This window comes from Lysobacter sp., from assembly GCF_035655815.1.
Classification (GTDB): Bacteria; Pseudomonadota; Gammaproteobacteria; order Xanthomonadales; family Xanthomonadaceae; genus Lysobacter_J.
Window position 1 is genome coordinate 1 of record NZ_DASRTS010000026.1, and the last position, 21619, is coordinate 21619.

Here is a 21619-nt window from a genome sequence, read left to right on the forward strand (position 1 = left end):
CTCGCATCCGCTGGAGTTCTCCGACTCGCTGATCGAGGCCTACCGCGATGTGCCCAAGCTCGCCAACTACCTGCACCTTCCGGTGCAGGCCGGCAGCGACCGCATCCTGAGCGCGATGAAGCGCGGCTACACCGCCATCGAGTTCAAGCAGAAGATCCGCAAGCTGCGTGCCGTGCGTCCCGACATTTCGGTCAGCTCCGACTTCATCGTGGGTTTCCCCGGCGAGACCGACGCGGACTTCGAGAAGACCATGAAGCTGATCGAGGACGTCGGCTTCGACCAGTCGTTCTCCTTCATCTACTCGCGCCGCCCCGGCACGCCGGCCGCGGACCTGGAGGACAACGTCTCCAGCGACGAGAAGCACGCGCGCCTGTCGCGCCTGCAGGCGTACATCAACGCGCATGCGCGCTCTATCTCCGACGCGATGGTCGGAAGCCGGCAGACCGTGCTGGTGGAAGGACCGTCGAAGAAGAACCCGAACGAACTCACCGGCAAGACCGAGAACATGCGCTCGGTGAACTTCCCCGGCCATCCGCGCCTGATCGGCCAGTTCGTTGATGTCGTGATCACCGAGGCGATGAGCAATTCGCTGCGCGGGCGGGTGGCGATGGAAGACGAACACAGCGCGGCGTGAGCTTCACGCTTGCAGTCAGTTACAACACGCCTCGGCTTTTCGCCGAGGCTACCGCCACGCAAGAACCGTGGGGACAAGAGGCAGCGCCTGCTTGATGCGGGCCAGACACCGGGGTGTCGGGTTGATCAGGTAACACTGGTGGCCCAGCTGGAGGACCGGCAAGTCCGCATGGTGGTCCGTGTAGACGACAGCCCAAGGTGGTGCGAAGCCGCGAGCGGCAAGCATCGGAACCTTGCCGGCCCCGAAACAATGCTGGTCTCGCACCAGGCCACCAAGGAACGGGCGCAGCGTCGATGCGACCAGTGGAATATCGCCCAGGCCCGCGCGATCGAGGAACGCTTGCGCTAGGGGCTCCAGTGAGCCGGTTGCGATGACGACCCGGTGCCCTTGAGCGAGGTGGCTCCTGACCTGGTCCAGCGCGGCCGGCAGGAATACCGGTTCGTGTCCTGGCGAAAGCGACTGGATGTGCTCCTCGACGAGCGCAGGCAAAGATTCGACGCCGCGCCCCAACGTGGCCACCCATACCGCGAAGCGAATCGGCCACTTGCGCGTACGTCTGGCCAGCAGGAGCGGAGCGACGGCTGGCAGCGCGGCTACCACCAGTCCGCAGCGCCACGGATCGCGTTTGAGCATCCACCTGAAAAAGCGATCAGCCGTATCCCAACGCGTCAACGTGAGATCGAAGTCAAAAACAACGACAGGCGCGGGTTCCGCCATTCGGGACATACCTGGAAGCCAATCGGTGATTCGGCTCGACCTGCTTCAGGTCGAGAGGCCTGCTACGGCAGTCAGCGTGTCTTTGACTGGTAGACCGCCTCGCCGTCCACGAACGTCGCTTGCACCGTGAGGTTGCGCAACCTGGCCGGATCGACGGCCAGCGGGTCTTCGGTCAGCACGACGAAGTCCGCACGCTTGCCGACCTCCAGGCTGCCCACCTCGGCTTCTGCGAAACCGGCATAGGCCGCGTCGAGCGTGAAGCCGCGCAGCGCCTCGAACGAGGTGAGCTTCTCCTGCGGGAACCATCCGCCCGCCGGCAGGCCCTGCGCGTCCGTGCGCGTCACCGCGGCGTACAGGCCGAAGCGCGGATCGACCGATTCGACAGGAAAGTCCGAACCCAACGCGAGACGCGCGCCGCTGTCGCGCAACTGGCGCCACGCGTAGGCACCGACGATGCGCTGCGGGCCGACGCGGTCCTCCGCCCATGGCATGTCGCTGGTGGCGTGCGTGGGCTGCATCGAGGCGATGACGTGCATCTGCGCCAGGCGCGGCAGATCCTTCGGCGCGAGCACCTGGGCATGCTCGATGCGCCAACGATGATCCTTGGCGGTGGCATCGCCGCCCAGCGCCTTCGCATAGGCCTCGAGCACTTCGTGGTTGCCGCGGTCGCCGATGGCATGCGTGGCGACCTGTACGTTGCAGCCCGTTGCCTTGGCGACGGCGGTGGCGATCTGCTCCGGCGACATCACCATCAGGCCGAGGTTGCCGTGGTCGTCGCTGTAGTCCTTCAGCATCGCCGCGCCGCGACTGCCCAGCGCACCGTCGGCGTACAGCTTCACGGTCCGCATCTGCAGGCGGCCCGAGGCGTGACGGTACAGGCCGTTGCGGCAGAGCGATTCGAGTGCGTCGCTGTTGCCGTCGGCCATGGCGGTGATGCGCAGCGGCATCTGGCCGCGATCGGCCAGGCGCTGGTAGCGCTTGAGTTCGGCAAGGCTCACGCCCGCGTCGTGCACACCGGTGAGCCCGTGCTCCACCGCCGACTGCATGCCTAGGACGAGCGCGCGCTCGGCCGTCGCTTCGTCGAGCGACGGACGCGACTCGTCGACCAGCCCCATTGCGGCGTCGACAAAGATGCCGGTGGGCTGCCTGCGCGCGTCGCGTTCGATGCGGCCGCCATCGGGTTGCCAGTCGCCGGACAGATCGCGCTTCACCGCGCGTAGCGCCGCCGTGTTCGCCCAGCCGGCGTGGCCATCGATGCGCTCCAGCCAGACCGGGCGATCCGGGAAAGCCGCGTCCAGATCGGCCGCACTCGGGAACACCTTCTCCGGCCAGTCGTTCTGGTCCCAGCCGCGCCCGATCAGCCACGCGCCGGCCGGCAGCTGTTTGGCGAATTCCTGCAGGCGCCGGACCACCTCGTCCTTGCTCTGCGCACCAACCAGGTCCGCGCTCAGCATGGTCATGCCCAGCCCTGCGACATGCGCATGCGCGTCGATGAGGCCGGGGATGATGGTGGCGTTGCCGGCATCAAGTCGCTGTGCCTGCGGGTAGCGCTTGCGCAGCGTCGCGGCGTCGCCCAGCGCGAGAATGCGGCCGTCCTCGTCGAAGGCCATCGCCTGCGCAGCAGGTTGCGCGGTGTCCATCGTGTGGATCTTCGCGGCCGTGAGCAGCGTGACCTTCGCCGCCAGTGCCGGCCCCGACATCGCCATCAGCGCCGTCGAAACGGCCAAGACGAGCTTGCGCATTCCCCATCCCCGCATGTCCGAAAGTGTCCGGACTGTGCGCAATCGCGCGGACCGTGGCAAGTGTTCGGTGCCCGGATCAATCCAGGCGCTTGCGGAAGCGCGAAATGGCCAGCGCCATCATCACCACGGTGAACGCCAGCAGTGCCAGTACGTCGGGCCACAGCTCGAACAGTCCCGCGCCGCGCAGCACGATGCCGCGGATCAGGCGCAGGAAATGCGTCAGCGGCATCACCTCGGCCAGCCACTGCACCACCCGCGGCATGCCCGCGAACGGGAACATGAAGCCTGACAGCAGGATCGACGGCAGGAACACGAAGAACGTCATCTGCATGGCCTGGAACTGCGACTGTGCCTTGGTGGAGATCAGCAACCCCAGCGTGAGGTTGGCGAAGATCAGCAGTACCGCGGCCAGATAGACGTCCAGCAGGCTGCCGCGGACCGGCACGTCGAACAGCCACACGCCCAGCACCAGGATCACGGTGGTCTGCACCAGCCCAATAGCGGCATATGGCAGCACCTTGCCGATCATCAGCTCCGAACTCGACAGCGGCGTGGCGATCAGCAGTTCCATGTTGCCGCGCTCGCGCTCGCGCACGATGGCCACGCCGGTGAACAGCACCATCGTCATGGTGAGGATCACGCCGATCAACCCGGGCACGATGTTCACGGCCGAGCGTCGCTCGGGGTTGTAGAAGCTGACCACGCTGATCTGGCCGCGCCCCACCTGTCCGGTGCCCTCGCGCACCGGCCGCAGGTTGTCCACGGGCGTGGTGTCGAGCGGAAGTTGCGCCAGCTGGATCGCGGCGCTCTGCACCACGGTGTCGCTGCCGTCCACCAGCACCTGCGCCGCTTCGCGGCCTTCGAAACGCCTGCGCTCGAAATCGTGCGGGATCACCACACCCACGCTGATCTCGCCACGCCGCAGGCGCTGCATGAGCTCCTGCGGTGTCGTCGCGCTCACGGTCGGCTCGATCACGCCGGTCGCCACCATGTCCATCACCAGCGCGCGCGAAGCCGCAGTGTTGGCCTGGTCGGCGATGCCCGTGGACAGCCCGCGCAGGTTGAGGTTGATCGCATAGCCGAACAGCACCAGCTGCATCACCGGGATGCCCACGATCATCGCCAGCGTGATGCGGTCGCGGCGCATCTGCCGCAGTTCCTTCTGCACGATCGCGAGCAGTCGCCGCAGGTTCATGCGGCACGCTCCGGTGCCGCCTCTGCACGCCCCCGGGTAGAGGAGACGAACACGTCCTCCAGGTTGGGATGGGTGGCGGTTACCTCCGCCTGCAGCCCGGCATCGGCCAGCGCCTTGCGCAGGTGTTCCGCGGCATCGCCATCACGCTCGTTGAGCACGCGCAGCGTGTTGCCAATCTGCGCAACGCTCAGCACGCCGGGCACGCCCACCAGCACCTGCTGCGCGCGGCGTGGCTGCGTGGCCATCACTTCGACGGTGCGCCCCTGCAGCGCGCTCGTCAGTTCGGCCGGCGTGCCGTCGGCCACCAGTGCGCCGCGATCGAGGATGGCGATGCGATGGCAACGCTCGGCCTCGTCCATGTAGTGCGTGGACACCAGCAGCGTCGTGCCGCCGTCCGCCAGATCAAAGAGCTTTTCCCAGAAATCGCGCCGCGATTCGGGATCCACCGCGCTGGTGGGCTCGTCGAGGAACAGCAGCTCCGGCTCGTGGATCACCGCGCCAGCCAACGCCAGGCGCTGCTTTTGGCCGCCGCTCATCGTGCCGGCCAGCTGCTTCTGGCGATCGGCGAAGTGGTACTGCTCGACCAACTGGTCGATGCGACGCGCCGCCTGCGCGCGCGGAATGTCCTGCACCGACGCGAGGAACTCCAGGTTCTCGCGCACGGTGAGGTCCTCGAACAACGAGAACTTCTGCGTCATGTAGCCGATGCGGCGGCGCAGTTCCTCCGCCTGTTCGGGGATGCGCAGGCCGAGCACCTCGACATCGCCCTCTGTTGGCGTGAGCAGGCCGCACAGCATGCGGATGGTGGTGGTCTTGCCCGAGCCGTTGGGCCCCAGGAAGCCGTACACGTGCGCGGACGGGACGCTCAGGTCGACGTGATCCACCGCCACCAGCGGACCGAAGCGCTTGGTCAGTCCGCGTGCGCGGATCGCCAGGCTGCTGTCGCCCTCGCCTGCCATGCGCTCAGCGCTCCACCGCATCGAATTCCACCCGCACCGGAAGCCCGGCCGGCAGCTGCGCGGCGTCGCGGCCCGTCAGAGTCACCTCGGCCAGATAGCTCAACCGCGCGGCGTCCTCGCCGATGAGTGCGTAGTACGGGGTGAAGCTGGGTTCGTTGCGGATCATCCGCACGCGCCCTGGCAACGGGTCGTCGCGACCGCTGACGAAGATGCGCGCCGTCTGGCCGACGCGCACGTTCGCGCGGATCGGCTCGGGTACGTAGATGCGCGCATGGGGCGCATCGCCAACCAGCAGCACCGCCAGCGGCGCGCCGACGGGCGCCTGGTCGCCAAGCCGGTACGGCAGACTGTCGACCACGCCTGCGCGCGGCGCCACGACGTCCAGTTTTTCCAGCGTGACTGCCTGCGACGCGGCCTGCGCCTGCGCGGCCGCCGCGGCTGCACGTCCCTGCGCAACCTGTTCGACGCGCGTGCCGCGCTCGAGTTCGAGCAGCGCCGCCTGCGCCGCGCGCACCTGCCCCTCCGCATTACCTGCCGCCGCCCGCGCACGGTCCACGTCCGAGGCGGCAACCAGCTGCTGTCGACCTAGCGGCTGCAGGCGCTGGTAATACGCACGCGCATCGCGTGCTTCTGCCTGGACGGCGGCCAGGTTCGCGCGGGCCTGCGCTATCTGCTCGGCGCGTGGTCCCGCCTCCAGCTCCGCCAGCGCTTCGCCGGCCTGTTGCGCCTGCGCCTGCAGTGCCGCCAGCTGCGACTGCGTGCGGGTGAGTTCGAGTTGCACGAGTCGCGTGCCCGCCGTCACGCGCTCGCCCTCGCGCACATCGATGCGGACGATCTTTTCCGCCGCCGGTGCCGGCAGCGAGATGCGGTCCCATTCCAGCGTGCCCAGCGCCTGCGCTTCGTCGCGACGGCAACCCGCCAGAGCGAACAGCGCGGCAATCGCCGCCAGTGTCAGGAATCGATGCAGCGTGTCGTTCTTCTTCATGGCTCAACCCATGCCCAGGCCGCGATCCAGCAGCGCCAGCGTGTGACGGCGCAGCGCGTCGAAATCCAGATCCTCCGCCTGCAGCAGGCGGCGCCAGATCGGCGCACCGGCGGCCGGGAACAGCGTCAGTCCGACCAGCGAGACCATCAGCAGGCGCGGATCCAGATCCTCGTTGAGTTGCCCGCGGGCCTGCGCCTGCGCGAAGCGCGCCGTCATCATCTGCGGCAGTTGTGGACCGATCCTTTCGAACAGTACCTCTCGCAAGGCGCCGCCCTCGCACAGCACCTCGCGCACCCACAGCGGCGGCAGCCACGGATGGGCCGCGACCAGCGCGCCGATGCCCTGCACGAAGCCGGCGACCAGTTCGCACACGTCGTCGCCGCTGCGCAGCAAGGGCTCACGTAGCTGGGCGAAAGCCGGCAGCACGCGCTCGGATATCACCGCTTCCTGCAGCTGCGCCTTGTCGCCGAAGTAGTAGTGCAGCAGCGCAGGCGTGACGCCGGCCTCCGTGGCAATGGCGCGCAGCGGGGTCGCAGCGATGCCTTGCCGGACGAAACAGGCGATCGCGGCGTCGAGCAGGCGTTCGCGCAGGTCCGGGCCATCTGCACCCGGACGGCCAGGCAAACGCTGGCGGCTCGGGGCAGAGGCAGATCGGGTGGATCTGGAGGGCTTCGGAGCAGGCATGCCGCATATTTAATTCATCATTTAATTAATGATCAACTCCGATCCGACGAACGGCGGCTTTCGCGCCTTGGAAGCCGGGACGCCGAGCTTCATGCGGGTGCCTTATCGTTGAGCGCCCACTCGCGCAGCCGGAGCACGCATGGCCCAAGGTCCCGCCACCCTGCTTCAGCGCAGTGCACTCGGACTCTGGTTTCTAGGCCTGGGCGCACTGGGCCTGGTGCGCTGGTGGATGCGCCATGCGCGCGACGCACAGGCAGATGCCGACGTGGTGATGCAACTGTGGCTGGGCGGCTCGATCGCGCTGCTGCTGCTCGGCGGATGGCTGCTGGTTCGCGCGCTCTACACACCGCGGCGCTAGCGTTGGCTTTGCGAAACAGCGTGGGCAGGCGCAAGCTGTCCGCTCCCCCGACACCACGAGCGGCGATCCGCCGCCACGGAATCCCGTTCCCGCCGATGTCCCGAACCACGTCCGAATTCGTCCTGGAGCCGGCCGAAACCGAGCGCCTGGCCAACCTCAACGGCCCGTTCGACGGCCATCTGCGAATGATCGAACTGCGCCTGGGCGTGGAGATCGCCAACCGCGGCAACATCTTCCGCATCGTCGGGCCGCAGGTCGCGGTCGGGAAGGCCGAGAAACTGCTGCGCGACCTCTGGCGCGATGCCGCCGAGGAAACGCTGACCGAGCCGGCCATCCACCTGCGCCTGACCGAGATCGATGCCGACAACGTCGCCAACGACGACGTCGAGCCGCAGGAAGTCCACATCCGCGTCAAGCGCGGCACCGTCCGCGGACGCGGCGCGAACCAGGCGAAGTACCTGCATGCGATCGCCACGCACGACATCAACTTCGGCATCGGCCCGGCGGGCACCGGCAAGACGTTCCTGGCCGTCGCCAGCGCGGTCGAGGCATTGAACGAGGCACGCGTGCAGCGACTGGTGCTAGTGCGCCCCGCGGTGGAAGCCGGCGAGAAGCTGGGCTTCCTGCCCGGCGACCTCACCCAGAAGGTCGACCCTTACCTGCGCCCGCTGTACGACGCGCTGTATGAAATGCTGGGCGTGGAGAAGGTGGTCAAGCTGCTGGAGAAGAACGTCATCGAGATCGCGCCGCTCGCATACATGCGCGGACGCACGCTTAACGATGCGTTTGTCATCCTCGACGAGGCGCAGAACACCACGATCGAGCAGATGAAGATGTTCCTGACCCGCATCGGCTATGGCAGCACGGCCGTGGTGACGGGCGACATGACCCAGATCGATCTGCCGCGCCACCAGAAGTCGGGCCTCAAGGACGCGCTGGAAGTACTGCGCAACGTCAACGGCATCAGCTTCACCTTCTTCGAATCGCGCGACGTGGTGCGCCATCCGCTGGTGGCACGCATCGTCAACGCCTACGATGCGCGCGATGCGCAGGACGCGGCCACCGGCCCGTCCGCCTGATCGCTGCGCCTCCTTCCGCCGACCACGAGCGACGATTCCATGACCCGCGGCCCCGTCCGACTCGACGTCGCCATCAACTACGCCGTTCCGCGCACCGGGATTCCCTCCGCGGTGAGCTTCCGCAAATGGGTCGCCGCCGCGCTCGAAGGCCGCATCCGCGAAGCCGACCTGGCGATCCGCGTGGTCGGAACGAAGGAAGGCCGCGCACTGAACCATCACTACCGGGGCAAGGATTACGCCACCAACGTCCTCAGCTTTCCGGCCGAGCTCCCGGACGGACTGCCCAAGGGCGTGAAGATGCCGCTGCTCGGCGACCTGGTGATCTGCGCGCCCGTGGTGGCGCGCGAAGCCAAGGAGCAGAAGAAGCCGCTCGCAGCGCACTACGCGCACCTGACGGTGCACGGAGTGCTTCATCTGCTGGGCTGGGACCACGAGGATGAGACCGAGGCGGTCTGCATGGAGCAGCTGGAGCGCGAGATCCTCGCCTCGCTGGGCATCGAAGACCCCTACCGCGACTGAACCGGCCCCGTCAGAGCGCCCATCGGGCATCCTCCGGGCATCCGCGCTAGACTTGGCCGACGCTCCCATCCCCCCGGGGCGCCTTCCAGAACGCAATGTCCGAGGACGACAGTAGTAGCTTCCATTCTGCCGAGCTCCAGGAAAAGCGCGGTAATGACCGGCGCCATTCCGAGAAGCCACGCTCCTGGCTGGAACGCATCAGTTCCGCACTCTCCGGCGAACCTTCCACCCGCGAGGATCTGGTCGAGCTGCTGCGCGACGCGCAGGCCGACGGCCTGATCGCCGCCGATACGCTGCGCATGATGGAAGGCGCCATCGCGGTCTCCGACCTGACCGTGGGCGACGTGATGATCCCGCGCTCGCAGATGGTCTCGCTGCCCGCGGAGGCCAAGTTCCTGGACCTGATGCGCCAGGTGGTCGAGTCCGGCCACTCGCGCTTCCCGGTGCACGGCGAACACAAGGACGAGGTGCTCGGCATCCTGCTGGCGAAGGACCTGCTGCGCGGCGTGGTCGCCGACAACGGCCCGGCCAGCATCCACGAGCTGCTGCGCCCGGCGGTGCTGATTCCCGAATCCAAGCGCCTGAACGTCCTGCTGCGCGAGTTCCGCCAGTCGCGCAACCACATGGCCATCGTCATCGATGAGCACGGCGGCGTCGCCGGCCTGGTCACCATCGAGGACGTGCTGGAGCAGATCGTCGGCGAGATCGACGACGAGCACGACGAAGCCGAAGATCCGACCGCGCTGATCGCGGCGCAGGCCGACGGACAGTTCGTGGTGGATGCGCTCACGCCGATCCACGATTTCAACGAACGATTCGGCGCCGATTTCGACGACGACGAATACGACACCATCGGCGGCCTGGTAACCGCGGCCATCGGCCATCTGCCGGAAGCGGGCGAAGAGCTCACCCTGGGCCGATTCGTGTTCCGGGTATCCGGTGCGGATGCGCGCCGCGTGCATGCCTTCCACGTCGGGGTGCTGGGTGACGCCTGAGGCGGGCGTGGCTGCGTCGCGCGACGGCAGCCAACAACGGGGACGACACATGGGGAACAGGGCGTCCGGCGCGTCGGCGTGGCATTCGCGCACCATCGTGCGCTGCCTGCTTGCCTTGCTGCTGGCCTTGCTCGCCCTGCCCGTCTTCGCCGCCACGCCACGCATCGGCGTGGTGACGATGCAGCCCGGCGAGATCTTCTGGGAGCGCTTCGGCCACAACGCCATCGTGGTGGTCGAGCCCGACACCGGCGAGGCCATCTCGTACAACTTCGGCTTCTTCGACCCGACCGAGCCCGACTTCGTATCGCGCTTCATCGCCGGCGAGATGCGCTATCGCCTGGCCGCCCTGCCCTTCGAGCAGGACCTGTCGGTGTACCGCGCTGAAGGCCGCGGCGTGAGCGTGCAGTGGCTGGACCTCACCGACGCGCAGGCGCGCGGGTTGGCCGATGCGCTGGCGGAGAACGCCAGGCCGGAAAACGCGTTCTACGGCTACCAGTATTTCGACGACAACTGCTCCACGCGTGTGCGCGACGCGCTGGACAGGGCGCTCGATGGCGGCCTGCGCCGCCAGATCGAAGGCCGCTCGCACGGCAGCACCGCGCGCAGCGAAGCGGTCAGGCTGGCATCCCCGGCATGGTGGATGTGGCTGGGCTTCGACCTGGGCCTGGGTCCCGCCTCCGACCGGCCGCTGCCGGTGTGGGGCGAGTCCTACGTGCCCATGCGCCTGGCTGCGGCGCTGCGCGAGGCGACCAACACCGAAGGCCGGCCGCTGGTGCGCGAAGAGCAGCAACTGCTGCCACATCGTCTGGCGCCGGAGCCGCAGGAAGCGCCGGTGCGCTGGTGGGTGTGGACGCTGGCCGGCGTGGCGATCGGCCTTGCGGCCGCCTGGGCGGGCCGGCGCCATCCGCGCGTGCTTGCACCGCTGGCGATGGCGTTCTGGACGCTCGCGGGCGTTCTCGGTGCGCTGATGCTGTTCCTGTGGTTCGGCACCGGGCACCGCTACGGCTGGGCCAACGCGAACCTGCTGCTGCTCAGCCCGCTGTGCTGGGTCCTGCTGCCCGGCGGGTGGCGCATCCTGCGCGGCCGGGACGCGGGTCGCGTGTTCCGCATCACGCTGAGCGTCGTCACCGCGGCCGCGGTACTGGCGCTGTTCGTCCATTGGCTGCCGGTCAATCCGCAGCGCAATGCGCACTGGATCGGACTGCTGCTGCCGATCCACCTGGGCCTGTGGGCGGCTTGGCGAGGGCGCCCCAGGTAACGGCCTCCGGACCACGCGACGACTGCGGGCAAAGCGCACTCATGCTTGCCCGCTCACGGCACGCGCGTCACGATGCGCGCCATGAAGGATCCCAGCCTGCCCCAGTGCGTCGTCAACTGCGTGGTGTACACGCGCGATGGCCAGCGCCGCGACGTCAGCCTCGACGAGATCAGCGACGTGCTTGCGGTCGACGACGGCAGCTTCGTCTGGGTGGGACTGTACGAGCCCGAACCTGCCATCCTCGACAAGCTGCAGGAAGAGTTCTCGCTGCATGACCTGGCGATCGAGGACGCGCGTAACGCGCACCAGCGTCCCAAGCTGGAGAGCTACGGCAATTCCATGTTCATCGTGGTGCACACCGCGCAGAGCGTGGACAGCCACATCCGCTTCGGCGAAACGCACATCTTCGTCGGTCCGCGCTATCTGGTGACGGTGCGCCACGGCGCCTCCACCAGCTACGCACCCGCACGCGCGCGGCTGGAGCGCGAGCCGGAAGACATGGCGCACGGCCCAGGTGCGGCGCTGTACATGGTCCTGGACCTGATCGTCGACAACTTCGCGCCGATCCTGCAGGAGTTCAACCAGGACCTCAACGAACTGGAGCAGGACATCTTCGCCGAGGAGTTCCGCAAGGAAACGGTGAAGCAGCTGTACGACCTCAAGCGTGAACTGACGCGGCTGCGCATGGCGGTGGCGCCGCTGCAGGACATCCTGGGCCAGCTGGCGCGTTCGCGCAGCGCGCTGGTCGACGAGGAAACGCAGCTGTACTTCCGCGACGTGCACGACCACGTCGTGCGCCTCAACGAAGGCACCGACACGCTGCGCGAGATGCTCACCGCGGCGATGAGCGTGAACCTGTCGCTGGTGACCATCCAGCAGGGCGAAGTGGTCAAGCGCCTGGCTGGCTGGGCGGCACTGCTGGCGGCACCGACGCTGATCGCCAGCTGGTACGGCATGAACTTCGAACACATGCCCGAGCTCGCCGGCCGCTACAGCTACGTCGCGGTCATCTCGATCACCGCGGTGGCCTGCTCGATCCTCTACGTGTTCCTGAAGCGGTCGAAGTGGCTATGACGTGCCGCGCCGCGGCGCCTGCGTGACGCGATCTTCACGCCCGTTTCCTTGACCTGATCGGCCGGTTGGGACGGCCGTCGCACCGGCTTAGACCAAAGTCGCAGCCCCCATGGCGCACCGCGCATTGACCCCGGGGGACCTCCGGCGCGACCCTTCGGCAGTCCACTCGGAGGGGCGTCATGAAATCCTTTTCCTGGCTTGGCTGGGCCGCGCTCGCGGTACTGGCCGCATTCTGCATCGGCACGATCGCGCTGCACCGCGGCGAAACCATCAGCGCGATGTGGCTGGTGGTGGCGGCCGTGTCCGTGTTCACCATCGCCTATCGCTTCTATGGCCTGTACATCGCCAGGAACGCGTTGATGATCGATCCGACCCGCGCGACCCCCGCGTGGCGACGCAACGACGGGCTGGACTACGTCCCGACCGCCAAGAGCATCGTGTTCGGCCACCACTTCGCCGCGATCGCCGGCGCCGGTCCGCTGGTCGGTCCCGTGCTGGCGGCCCAGATGGGTTACCTGCCGGGCACGCTGTGGATCCTGTTCGGCGTGGTCCTGGCCGGCGCGGTGCAGGACATGTTGGTGCTGTTCTTCTCCACGCGTCGCGACGGCCGCTCGCTGGGCGAGATGATCCGCGCCGAGATGGGCCCGTCGGCGGGCGTGATCTCGATGATCGGCATCCTGATGATCATGGTGATCCTGCTGGCGGTGCTTGCGCTGGTGGTGGTGAAGGCGCTCGCGGAAAGCCCGTGGGGCACCTTCACCGTCGCGATGACCATCCCGATCGCGATCCTGATGGGCCTGTACCTGCGCTACTTCCGGCCGGGCCGCATCCTCGAGGTCTCGATCATCGGCTTCGTCCTGCTGCTGCTCGCCATCTGGGGCGGCGGCGTGGTCGCCGCGCATCCGACCTGGGGCCCGGTGTTCCACCTGGAAGGCACCACGCTGGCCTGGCTGATGATCGCTTACGGCTTCGTCGCGTCGGTGCTGCCGGTGTGGTTCCTGCTCGCGCCGCGCGACTACCTGTCGACGTTCCTGAAGATCGGCACGGTGCTGATCCTGGCCATCGCCATCGTGTTCGCGATGCCTGACCTGCAGATGCCGGCGATGACGAAGTTCGTCGACGGCACCGGCCCGGTGTTCTCCGGCAAGCTGTTCCCGTTCCTGTTCATCACCATCGCCTGCGGCGCCGTGTCCGGCTTCCATGCGCTGATCAGCTCGGGCACCACGCCGAAGATGATCTCCAACGAGCGCGACGTGCCGATGGTCGGCTACGGCGGCATGCTGATGGAGGCCTTCGTCGCGATCATGGCGCTGATCGCCGCCTGCGTGCTGCAGCCGGGCGTGTACTTCGCGATGAACGCACCGGCGGCGCTGATCGGCACCACCGCCGAGTCCGCCGCGGCGGCCATCTCCAGCTGGGGCTTCGTGCTCACGCCTGACGTGCTGACCGCCACCGCGAAGGAAATCGGCGAAAGCACGATCCTCTCGCGCACCGGCGGCGCGCCGACGCTCGCGGTGGGCATGGCGCAGATCCTGCACGGCCTGATCCCGGGCGAAGGCATGATGGCGTTCTGGTACCACTACGCCATCCTGTTCGAAGCGCTGTTCATCCTGACGACGGTCGACGCCGGCACGCGCGTGGCGCGCTTCATGATCCAGGAACTGCTGGGTCTGGCGTACGAGCCGCTCAAGCACACCGAGAGCTGGGTCGGCAACGTCGCCTGCACGGCGATTGCGGTCGCACTGTGGGGCTACTTCCTCTATCAGGGCGTGGTCGACCCGCTGGGCGGCATCAACACGCTGTGGCCGCTGTTCGGCATCGCCAACCAGATGCTGGCCGGCATCGCGCTGGTGTTCTGCAGCGTGGTGATGGTGAAGATGAAGCGCGAGAGGTTCCTGTGGATTCCGCTGATCCCGACCGCGTGGCTGCTGATCTGCACGCTGACCGCGGGCTGGCAGAAGCTGTTCCATCCGGACCCGAAGATCGGCTTCATCGCCAACGCACGCAAGTTCGCCGACGCCGCCGCGCGTGGCGAGGTACTGGCACCGGCGAAGTCGATGGACGACATGTCGCGCGTGGTGTTCAACAACTACCTCGACGCCGGCCTGTGCGCGTTGTTCGTACTGGTGGTGCTGGCGACGGTGTTCTTCGGCATCCGTGCCGCGCTGGCCGCGCGCCGCACCAACATGCCCACTGCGAAGGAGTCCGACTATGTCGCGCTCGATGCCGTCGCCCGCTGACGCCGTCCGGCTGGCCCTGGACCTGCTCGCACGCTGGTGGCGTGCGAGTTGCCAGACCGCACGCCTCGCCATCGGCATTCCCGACTACGACGTGTACGCGGCGCACGTGCGCCGCGTCCATCCCGACCGCGAACCGATGACCCGCGACGAGTTCTTCCGCGAGCGGATGGATGCGCGATACGGGAAGGGGCGCAGCCGCTGCTGTTGATCGCAGGCGGGTAGCTGTGGACGGAGAGGCGCCCTCGTGGCGCCTTTCCTGTTTTGAAGCGGCGCCGTGTTGGACACCGGCTGCGGCTGGTTACTCCACGGAGATGTCATCCCCGCGAAGGCGGGGATCCAAGTTTCAGAGTTACTCGGCTTTCAGAAGTGAATCGCGCCGGAGACATGGATTCCCGCCTTCGCGGGAATGACAGCACGAGACGTGGCAAGCACTCGTTGCACCCGCAACAACCGGGCAGCCGATCACTGTCGGCAATCCATGCCTCAGGGTTCCGGCGACTTCGCGTGTCCAATCTGCCAGATCACGCCCGATACGAGCCCTGCAAGGCCGATGAACACCGCCATCGCTGCCGCGTCCGGAGTCTGTCCCGCCAGGTAATACACGCCCAGCGCCAAGGCGATACACACGGCCAACGGAACGTAGAAGCGCCAAAACCTCAGCACGTCGATCAGGTCGTACGGATCGAGCGAACTGAACATGGGCGGTCCAGGTTCTACGGGGAACAGTGCATCCTCGTCAGGTTCGAGGCTCCTCACGTTCATTGGGCGAGCGACCGCAACACCAACCCCAGCAAATACGCCAGACCCGTGCCTGTCGCATAACCCAGCGTTCCCAGCAGCGCGCCCACCGGCGCCAATGCGGGATGGAAGGCCGAAGCCACCACGGGGGCCGAAGCCGGGCCGCCGATGTTGCTCTGCGAGCCTATGGCGAAATAGAAGAACGGCACCTTCAGCAATCGGCCGACGATCCACAGCAGCAGAATGTGGATCGCCAGCCACACCAGTCCCAGCAGGTACAGCCAGGGCCGGTCGAACAGCGCCACGATGTCCATCTGCATGCCGATGCTGGCGATCAGGAAGTACAGCAGCAGCGTGCCGATGTTCGAGGCGCCCGCACCTTCCAGCGTCCGTGCGCGGGTGAAGCTGAGCCCCAGGCCGACGAAGGTGGAAATCAGCACCACCCACACGAACGGCTCGTGCAGGCTCACCGTGCGCGCCCAGCTCACGTTGGCGCCGAACCACGCCGACAACGGCGCCGCGAGAAAATGCGCAAGCCCCACCGTGCCGAACGCGAGGCCGATAATGACCATCAGGTCGGTCAGGCTGGCCACGCGGCTGTGCTGCGCCTTGAACGCCGCCAGGCGTTCCTGGAGCTCGTCGATGGCGCGCGTGTCGGCGCCGCTGCGGGCGTCGATCGCGGCCGAGCGTCCGGCCAGGAAGATCAGCACCGCCATCCACACGTAGCCCACGCCCACGTCGACCACGGCGAACTGGCCGAACGTCGTCGCGTCGACCTGGAAGATCTCCTTCATCGCTAGCATGTTGGCGCCGCCGCCGGTCCAGCTGCCCGCCAGCGCGGTCATGCCGGCCCAGGTGTCGCCGGCGACGGTTTCCGGATGCACCGCCTGGAACAGCAGGAACGCGAGGATGCCGCCCACCACCACGCTGATCGAGGCGGTGGCGTACATCGCCACCAGCTTCGGTCCCAGGCGCAGTACGGCCTTCAGGTCGATCGACAGCGTCAGCAGCACCAGCGCGGCCGGCAGCAGCACGCGGCTGGCGACCGGGTTGTAGAGCTTGCTGTTTTCGCCGTCGATGACCCCGAAGGTGTTGAACAGCCCCGGGATCAGGTAGCACAGCAGCAGCGCCGGCACGACCGCGTAGAACTTGCGGAAGGCCTGCAGCGAGGACGTCCAGAAGACGGCCCCCAGCGTGGCGGCGATGAGCCCCAGCACCACGATGTCGTTGGTGATCAGCGCGGTACCGGGTGCTTCAGGCATCGTCGGGTTCCGTAGTGCGGGTGCGTGGTGCGGTTACTGGCCGATGTACTGCTTCAGCCAGGCATTGACGGTGTCGTGCCACTGGATGCTGTTGGCCGGCTTGAGCACCCAGTGGTTCTCGTCGGGGAAGTACAGGAACTGCGAGGGGATGCCCTGGCGCTGCAGCGCCGTGAACGCGGCGATGCCCTGCTCCACCGGGATGCGGAAGTCCTGCTGCCCGTGCACGACCAGCATCGGCACGCGCCAGTTCTTGACGTGGTTGACCGGATTGAACTTCTCGTAGTTGGCGGCCTTGTCGATCACCGTGCCGCCCTGCTCCCACTCGGTGAACCACAGTTCCTCGGTGGCGAAACCCATCATGCGCTGGTCGAACACGCCGTCGTGGTTCACCAGGCACTTCCACGGTTGGTTCCAGTTGCCGGCGATCCAGTTGACCATGAAGCCGCCGTAGCTCGCGCCGAGTGCGCAGGCCTTGTCGCCGTCGAGGAAGCCGTACTGCTTCTGTGCGGCGGCCCAACCCTTCTGCAGGTCTTCCAGCGGGCGGTCGCCCCAGTGCTGGCTGATCGCGTCGGTGAAGGCCTGGCCGTAACCGGTGGAACCATGGAAATCGATCATCACCACCGCGTAGCCCTGGCCCGCGTACGTCTGCGGATTCCAGCGGTAGCTCCAGCCGTTGCCGAAGCTGCCCTGCGGGCCGCCGTGGATCAGGAACGCCACCGGATACTTCCTGCCTTCCTGGTAGTTCCACGGCTTGACGATGTAGCCGTGCACGGTGTCGCCGTTCCAGCCCTTGAAGTCGAACTGCTCGAAGTCGCCGAACGCGACGTCGGGCAGGCGTTCGCTGCTGCTGGGCGTGATCGCGCGCAGCGGTGCGCTGGCGTCGGCGCTGGTGGTGTAGAGCACGTCGCCGGTCTTGAGCGTATTGCGGGTCAGCGCGAGCGTCGGGCCGGCCAGGTCGATGGCGGACACGCTGCCCTCGCCCACCAGCTTCTTCACCTCGCCGCTGGCGATGTCGACGGCGAACAGCGGGTGCTCGCCCATGTCGGTCGCGGTGGTGTAGATGGTCTTGCCGTCGCCCGTCAGCGTGATGCCGTCGGCGGAGCGGTCCCACTTGGGCGCGATCTCGCGCACCTTGCCGCTGGCCACGTCCATCGCCACCAGGCCGAAGCGGTCGGCCTCGAAGCCCGGACGCTTCATCGCGCGGTAATACAGCGTGTTGCCGTCGGCGCTGAAGGTGGCGCCGGTGTCCCAGGCGGGGTTGGCGGCGGTGAGGTTCTTCGCCGCACCGCTGCCGTCCGCGTTGACCTGGTACAGGTCGAAATTGGTCGAGGTCGGTTCCTTCGCGTCGGCGATGCGTGCGCTGAAGACCAGCGACTTGCCGTCCGGCGCCCAGGTGTATTCGGTGCTGTCGCCGAACGGACGCGAGGGCACGTCGCCGTGCACGTCGCCGCTGACCAGCGTCGCGGTGGCCACGGGCTTGTCGCCCAGCGTCGCCACGAACAGGCGGTTCAGGCGTCCATCGTTCCACGCATCCCAGTGGCGGATGAACATGCGGTCGAACACCACGCCGGTGTTCTTCTGCTTGCCACGCTCGTCCAGCTTCTTCTGCGTGCAGGCCAGGTCGGATTTGCACTCGGCAAAGGCTTCCAGGTTCACCGCCACGCGCTTGCCGTCGGGCGAGAGCTTGTAGCCGCCGACGTCGGCCGGAAACGCCGTCAGCTGTTTCGGCGTGCCGCCTGCGGCCGGGATGGAGTACAGCTGCATCGAGCCGGACTTCGCACTGAGGAAGTACACGCTGCGGCCGTCGGCCGAGAAGCTGGGCGAATTGACGTTCCAGCCTTCCGGCGTCAGCCGCACCGGCGGTGCGGCGTCGCGTGCCATGAGGTCCTCGATCCACAACCCGGTGGCCGACTTGTTGGCGGCCAGATCCACCACGCGCTTGGCGAACACCACGCGACGGCCGTCCGGCGAGAGCGTCGGCGAGGACACGCGGTCGAGCGTGGCCAGGTCGCGCACGTCGAAGCCGCGCGCGGCGAAGGCGGAAGTCGAGCCGCAGGCGAGCATCAGCGCGAGCGGGAGGATGGCGTGGCGTGGCGTCATGGAGTTCTCGATTGCAGAAGAAGAAACGCGATGGCGGAAGGTGTCACGTCATTCCCGCGAACGCGGGAGTCCAGTGCCTTGGTCCGTTGTCCGGGAAAGTCGCTGGATCCCCGCTTTCGCGGGGATGACGACAGGCGTCGGCGAGGTCATCAACCGCCGGACTTCGCAGCGGCATCCGCGCCGCCGTTACGCACGCTGGTGCGGTACAGCAGCCAGCCGACGAAGGCCAGGATCGCCAGGCCCACCCACGGACCCAGATGCACGCCCAGCGACAGCACGTCGGCGCGCTCGCTCACCACGATGGGGATGGCGATGAGGATGCCGGTGAGCGCCTCGCCGGTGATCAGGCCCGCCGCGAACAGTGTGCCCGGACGGTGGACGCGATCGCGCTCGGCCTCGTCGCTGTCGACGCGCAGGCCGTGGCGACGCTCCACGATGTAGGCCAGCAGGCCGCCCAGGAAGATCGGCACCATCAGTTCCAGCGGCAGGTAGATGCCGATGGCCGCGGCCAGCACCGGCACGCGGAAGTGCGCGTTGCGCGACTTCAGCCACTCGTCCAGCGCGATGGTCAGCGCACCGATGACGGCGCCGATGCCGATCATGCCCCACGGCAGCTTGCCGCCGAACAGGCCCTTGGCGACGGACGCCATCAGCGTGGCCTGCGGCGCGGCCAGCGAGTTGGGATGCTCCGCGGTCGGTGCGCCGATGCCGTATGCCTGCGCCAGCAGGTTAAGCACCGGAGCCATGATCAGCGCGCATGAGAACGCGCCGATGCCGAGCATCAGCTGCTGTTTCCACGGCGTGGCGCCGACCAGGTAGCCGGCCTTGAGGTCCTGCAGGTTGTCGCCGCCGACGGCCGCGGCGCAGCACACGACCGCACCGATCATGATCGCCGCGACCGCGCCCAGCGGCGCGCCGCCGGCGCCCACCGGAGTGAGTCCGTTCGCGCCCATCAGCAGCATCAGCACCAGCGAGGCGAACAGGATCGTGGCGATGGTGATGCCCGAGACCGGATTGTTGGACGAACCCACCAGGCCGGCGAGGTAGGCCGACACCGACACGAACAGGAACCCGGCGACGATCATCAGGATCGTCATCGTCAGGCTGATGCCCCAGGTGCCGACGATGGCGTGGTACAGCATCCACAGCGGGATGACGAAGGCGATCAGCGCGATCAGCATCCACTTCATCGGCAGGTCGCGTTCGGTTTCGGCGACGGCCAGTCCGCCGCCCTTGCGCGCCGCGGCCAGGCCGCTCTTGATGCCCGAGGCCAGCGAATTGCGCAGCGAGAACAGCGTCCAGACGCCGCCGATCAGCATCGCGCCCACGCCGAGGTAGCGGATCTTCGCCGACCAGATCGCACCACCCACGTCGGCGGCCGAGGCGCCGGCGATCTGCGCGGCCAGCACCGGGTCGGAGTCGAGGAAGAACGCGTGGTAGATCGGAATCGCGAACTGCCACGACAGGATCGAACCGGACACCACCACGATGCCGATGTTCAGGCCGACGATGTAGCCCACGCCCAGCAGCGCCGGCGACAGGTTGGTGCCCATGTAGCCCAGATACTTGCCGATCCAGCCGGAAGCGACGGCATTGTCCGGGATCAGGCGCAGGCCGCTTTCGGCCGCCAGCTTGACCACTGCGCCCAGCGAGGCGGCGACGCCGAGGATCTTCAGGCCCGGGCCGGGGTTCTCGCCGGCCTTGAGCACTTCGGCTGCGGCCTTGCCCTCGGGGAACGGCAGCGGCTCCTCGACGATCATCGAGCGGCGCAGCGGCACCGAGAACAGCACGCCCAGCAGGCCGCCCAGGCCGGCGATGCCCAGCACCCACCAGTACTTGAAGTCCGGCCAGTAGCCCATGATCACCAGCGCGGGGATCGTGAAGATCACGCCCGCGGCGATCGAGGACCCGGCCGAGGCGCCGGTCTGGACGATGTTGTTTTCCAGGATGCTGCCGCCGCCCAGCAGCCGCAGCACGCCCATCGAAACGACGGCGGCCGGGATGGCGGTGGCGATGGTGAGGCCCGCGAACAGGCCGAGGTAGGCATTGGCGGCGGAGAGAACGACCGCCAGCACGACGGCCAGCAGGACGGCACGGAGGGTCAATTGCGGCGTCGCGGGTGAGGCCATCGGCGGCTCCAGGAGGATTGGGTCGGTCGAGCGGTCCCGGATCATCGCATCCGTGGGCGGGTGTGTAAAAACCCCGTCAAAACCGGCCAGAACGCGCAAGCGTTGCGGCGGTGCAGCGATACGTCGGGGTATCGAAACCCGGCCGCACGCGGCGCCGGCTGCACGCGGGGCGGTCGGCGCCGAGGATGACGTCGGGCTGTGCACCGCCCTCGCGAACGTTGCGATGCAGCCACGGCCACCGTTTCCACCGCGCGCCCGGCCTGCGCGGACGACGTGGTGGGCGGGCTTGCGGAACGACGCCGGCCACCGCCAGCGCGATGGCATTCGTGGCCAGTCCCGCACGCCAGGCGGCAAGCCCGGCGACGGCTGGAATGCAGGCCCACAGGGCGCCCGGGCACTCCAGTGCTGTCGCGCAGGCCCCGCCGGCAGTAAAGACCGGGCCTCCAAACTCGCCAGCCTCACGCGCCAGGCAAAAAGAGTGGGCCATCAGGCTTTTTGCCTGACACGCCACGCGAAAAGACTGGAACGCCAGGCTCGCATGCCTGGCGCGCCAGGCAAAAAGACTCGTGCGCCAGGCTTTTTGCCTCGCGCGCCACGCAGAAAGACTGGGACGCCAGGCTCGCGGACTCACGCGCCAGGCAAAAACACTCGTGGGCCAGGCTTTTTGCCTCATGCGCCAGGCAAAAACACTCGCGCTCCAGGCTTTTTTGCCGCACGCGCAGGCAAAGCCCTCGAACGGCGGCAGGCCGGATCGGACGCGGCACGCGCGGGATTCGACGTGCCGGCGTGCACCCGGCGCGGAAGTCCGGCAAATCTCCGCCTGCGCATGCGCCTGATCCGCCGATCCCGGGACGGGGCCGGCAGATGGTCGCGCGTCCTGCAGCGTCGCCTGCACTTCGCCGTCGGTTCGCGCCGCGGATCGTGCGGCACTCCGGTTGCGTCCCTCGCCGC

Annotated in this window: 19 protein-coding genes; 9 read left to right on the forward strand and 10 right to left on the reverse strand. The window is 67.7% G+C overall.

The genetic code is table 11. The annotated features are described in order from the left end of the window. Positions 1–634: TRAM domain-containing protein (locus VFE83_RS06230; RefSeq protein WP_324904168.1), on the forward strand; the 634-nt coding region annotated here is incomplete at its 5' end. Positions 635–682: 48 nt separating this feature from the next. On the opposite strand, the gene VFE83_RS06235 is transcribed toward VFE83_RS06230, so the two are convergent. The 6 genes from VFE83_RS06235 to VFE83_RS06260 form a co-directional block, all read right to left on the reverse strand. After that, on the reverse strand, positions 683–1351 hold the full coding sequence (locus VFE83_RS06235; RefSeq protein WP_324904170.1) for an HAD family hydrolase: 669 nt from the start codon (positions 1349–1351) through the stop codon (positions 683–685). 71 nt (positions 1352–1422) lie between these two features. Then, a complete protein-coding gene (locus tag VFE83_RS06240) occupies positions 1423–3093 on the reverse strand; it encodes an amidohydrolase (protein ID WP_324904172.1) in 1671 nt (556 codons plus the stop codon). Between the two features lie 76 nt (positions 3094–3169). After that, a complete protein-coding gene (locus VFE83_RS06245; protein WP_324904174.1) occupies positions 3170–4288 on the reverse strand; it encodes an ABC transporter permease in 1119 nt (372 codons plus the stop codon). Continuing rightward, the gene (locus VFE83_RS06250; protein WP_324904257.1) at positions 4285–5217 is read right to left on the reverse strand and encodes an ABC transporter ATP-binding protein; all 933 of its coding nucleotides are present in this window, start codon (positions 5215–5217) and stop codon (positions 4285–4287) included. The genes VFE83_RS06245 and VFE83_RS06250 overlap by 4 nt, the downstream gene beginning before the upstream one ends. Before the next feature lie 34 nt (positions 5218–5251). Next, on the reverse strand, positions 5252–6232 hold the full coding sequence (locus VFE83_RS06255) for an HlyD family secretion protein (protein WP_324904176.1): 981 nt from the start codon (positions 6230–6232) through the stop codon (positions 5252–5254). Between the two features lie 3 nt (positions 6233–6235). Beyond that, positions 6236–6856: a TetR/AcrR family transcriptional regulator gene (locus tag VFE83_RS06260; protein WP_324904178.1), complete on the reverse strand. Its 621-nt coding sequence runs from the start codon at positions 6854–6856 to the stop codon at positions 6236–6238. A 199-nt stretch (positions 6857–7055) separates the two neighbouring features. Here VFE83_RS06260 and VFE83_RS06265 point away from each other — a divergent pair, with 199 nt between their 5' ends. The 8 genes from VFE83_RS06265 (at position 7056) to VFE83_RS06300 (ending at position 14647) form a co-directional block, all read left to right on the forward strand. Then, positions 7056–7274, forward strand: a complete 219-nt coding sequence (locus VFE83_RS06265) for a hypothetical protein (protein WP_324904180.1) — start codon at positions 7056–7058, stop codon at positions 7272–7274. Between the two features lie 95 nt (positions 7275–7369). Then, positions 7370–8353 (forward strand): PhoH family protein, encoded by a 984-nt coding sequence (locus VFE83_RS06270; RefSeq protein WP_324904182.1) that lies wholly within the window; start codon positions 7370–7372, stop codon positions 8351–8353. Positions 8354–8392: 39 nt separating this feature from the next. After that, positions 8393–8872 carry an rRNA maturation RNase YbeY gene (gene ybeY, locus VFE83_RS06275; protein WP_324904184.1) on the forward strand — a complete coding sequence of 160 codons (480 nt, stop codon included), beginning with the start codon at positions 8393–8395 and terminating at the stop codon, positions 8870–8872. A 95-nt stretch (positions 8873–8967) separates the two neighbouring features. After that, entirely contained in the window at positions 8968–9867 is a 900-nt protein-coding gene (locus tag VFE83_RS06280; RefSeq protein WP_324904186.1) for an HlyC/CorC family transporter, read from the forward strand. A gap of 49 nt (positions 9868–9916) precedes the next feature. Then, complete coding sequence (locus VFE83_RS06285; protein WP_324904188.1) at positions 9917–11125, forward strand: DUF4105 domain-containing protein; 1209 nt, start codon at positions 9917–9919, stop codon at positions 11123–11125. Positions 11126–11197: 72 nt separating this feature from the next. Continuing rightward, a complete protein-coding gene (gene corA, locus VFE83_RS06290; RefSeq protein ID WP_414674696.1) occupies positions 11198–12199 on the forward strand; it encodes a magnesium/cobalt transporter CorA in 1002 nt (333 codons plus the stop codon). A gap of 179 nt (positions 12200–12378) precedes the next feature. After that, positions 12379–14439 carry a carbon starvation CstA family protein gene (locus VFE83_RS06295; protein ID WP_324904192.1) on the forward strand — a complete coding sequence of 687 codons (2061 nt, stop codon included), beginning with the start codon at positions 12379–12381 and terminating at the stop codon, positions 14437–14439. Beyond that, positions 14423–14647: a YbdD/YjiX family protein gene (locus VFE83_RS06300; protein ID WP_414674697.1), complete on the forward strand. Its 225-nt coding sequence runs from the start codon at positions 14423–14425 to the stop codon at positions 14645–14647. The genes VFE83_RS06295 and VFE83_RS06300 overlap by 17 nt, the downstream gene beginning before the upstream one ends. 275 nt (positions 14648–14922) lie before the next feature. On the opposite strand, the gene VFE83_RS06305 is transcribed toward VFE83_RS06300, so the two are convergent. The 4 genes from VFE83_RS06305 to VFE83_RS06320 all read right to left on the reverse strand — a co-directional run bounded on the left by VFE83_RS06305 (position 14923) and on the right by VFE83_RS06320 (position 20668). Next, entirely contained in the window at positions 14923–15138 is a 216-nt protein-coding gene (locus tag VFE83_RS06305) for a hypothetical protein (protein WP_324904196.1), read from the reverse strand. A gap of 59 nt (positions 15139–15197) precedes the next feature. Continuing rightward, positions 15198–16439: a DUF819 domain-containing protein gene (locus VFE83_RS06310; RefSeq protein WP_324904198.1), complete on the reverse strand. Its 1242-nt coding sequence runs from the start codon at positions 16437–16439 to the stop codon at positions 15198–15200. Between the two features lie 33 nt (positions 16440–16472). Further along, positions 16473–18539, reverse strand: a complete 2067-nt coding sequence (locus VFE83_RS06315; protein ID WP_324904200.1) for a S9 family peptidase — start codon at positions 18537–18539, stop codon at positions 16473–16475. Between the two features lie 149 nt (positions 18540–18688). After that, complete coding sequence (locus VFE83_RS06320; RefSeq protein ID WP_324904202.1) at positions 18689–20668, reverse strand: OPT family oligopeptide transporter; 1980 nt, start codon at positions 20666–20668, stop codon at positions 18689–18691. Positions 20669–21619 lie beyond the last annotated feature (951 nt).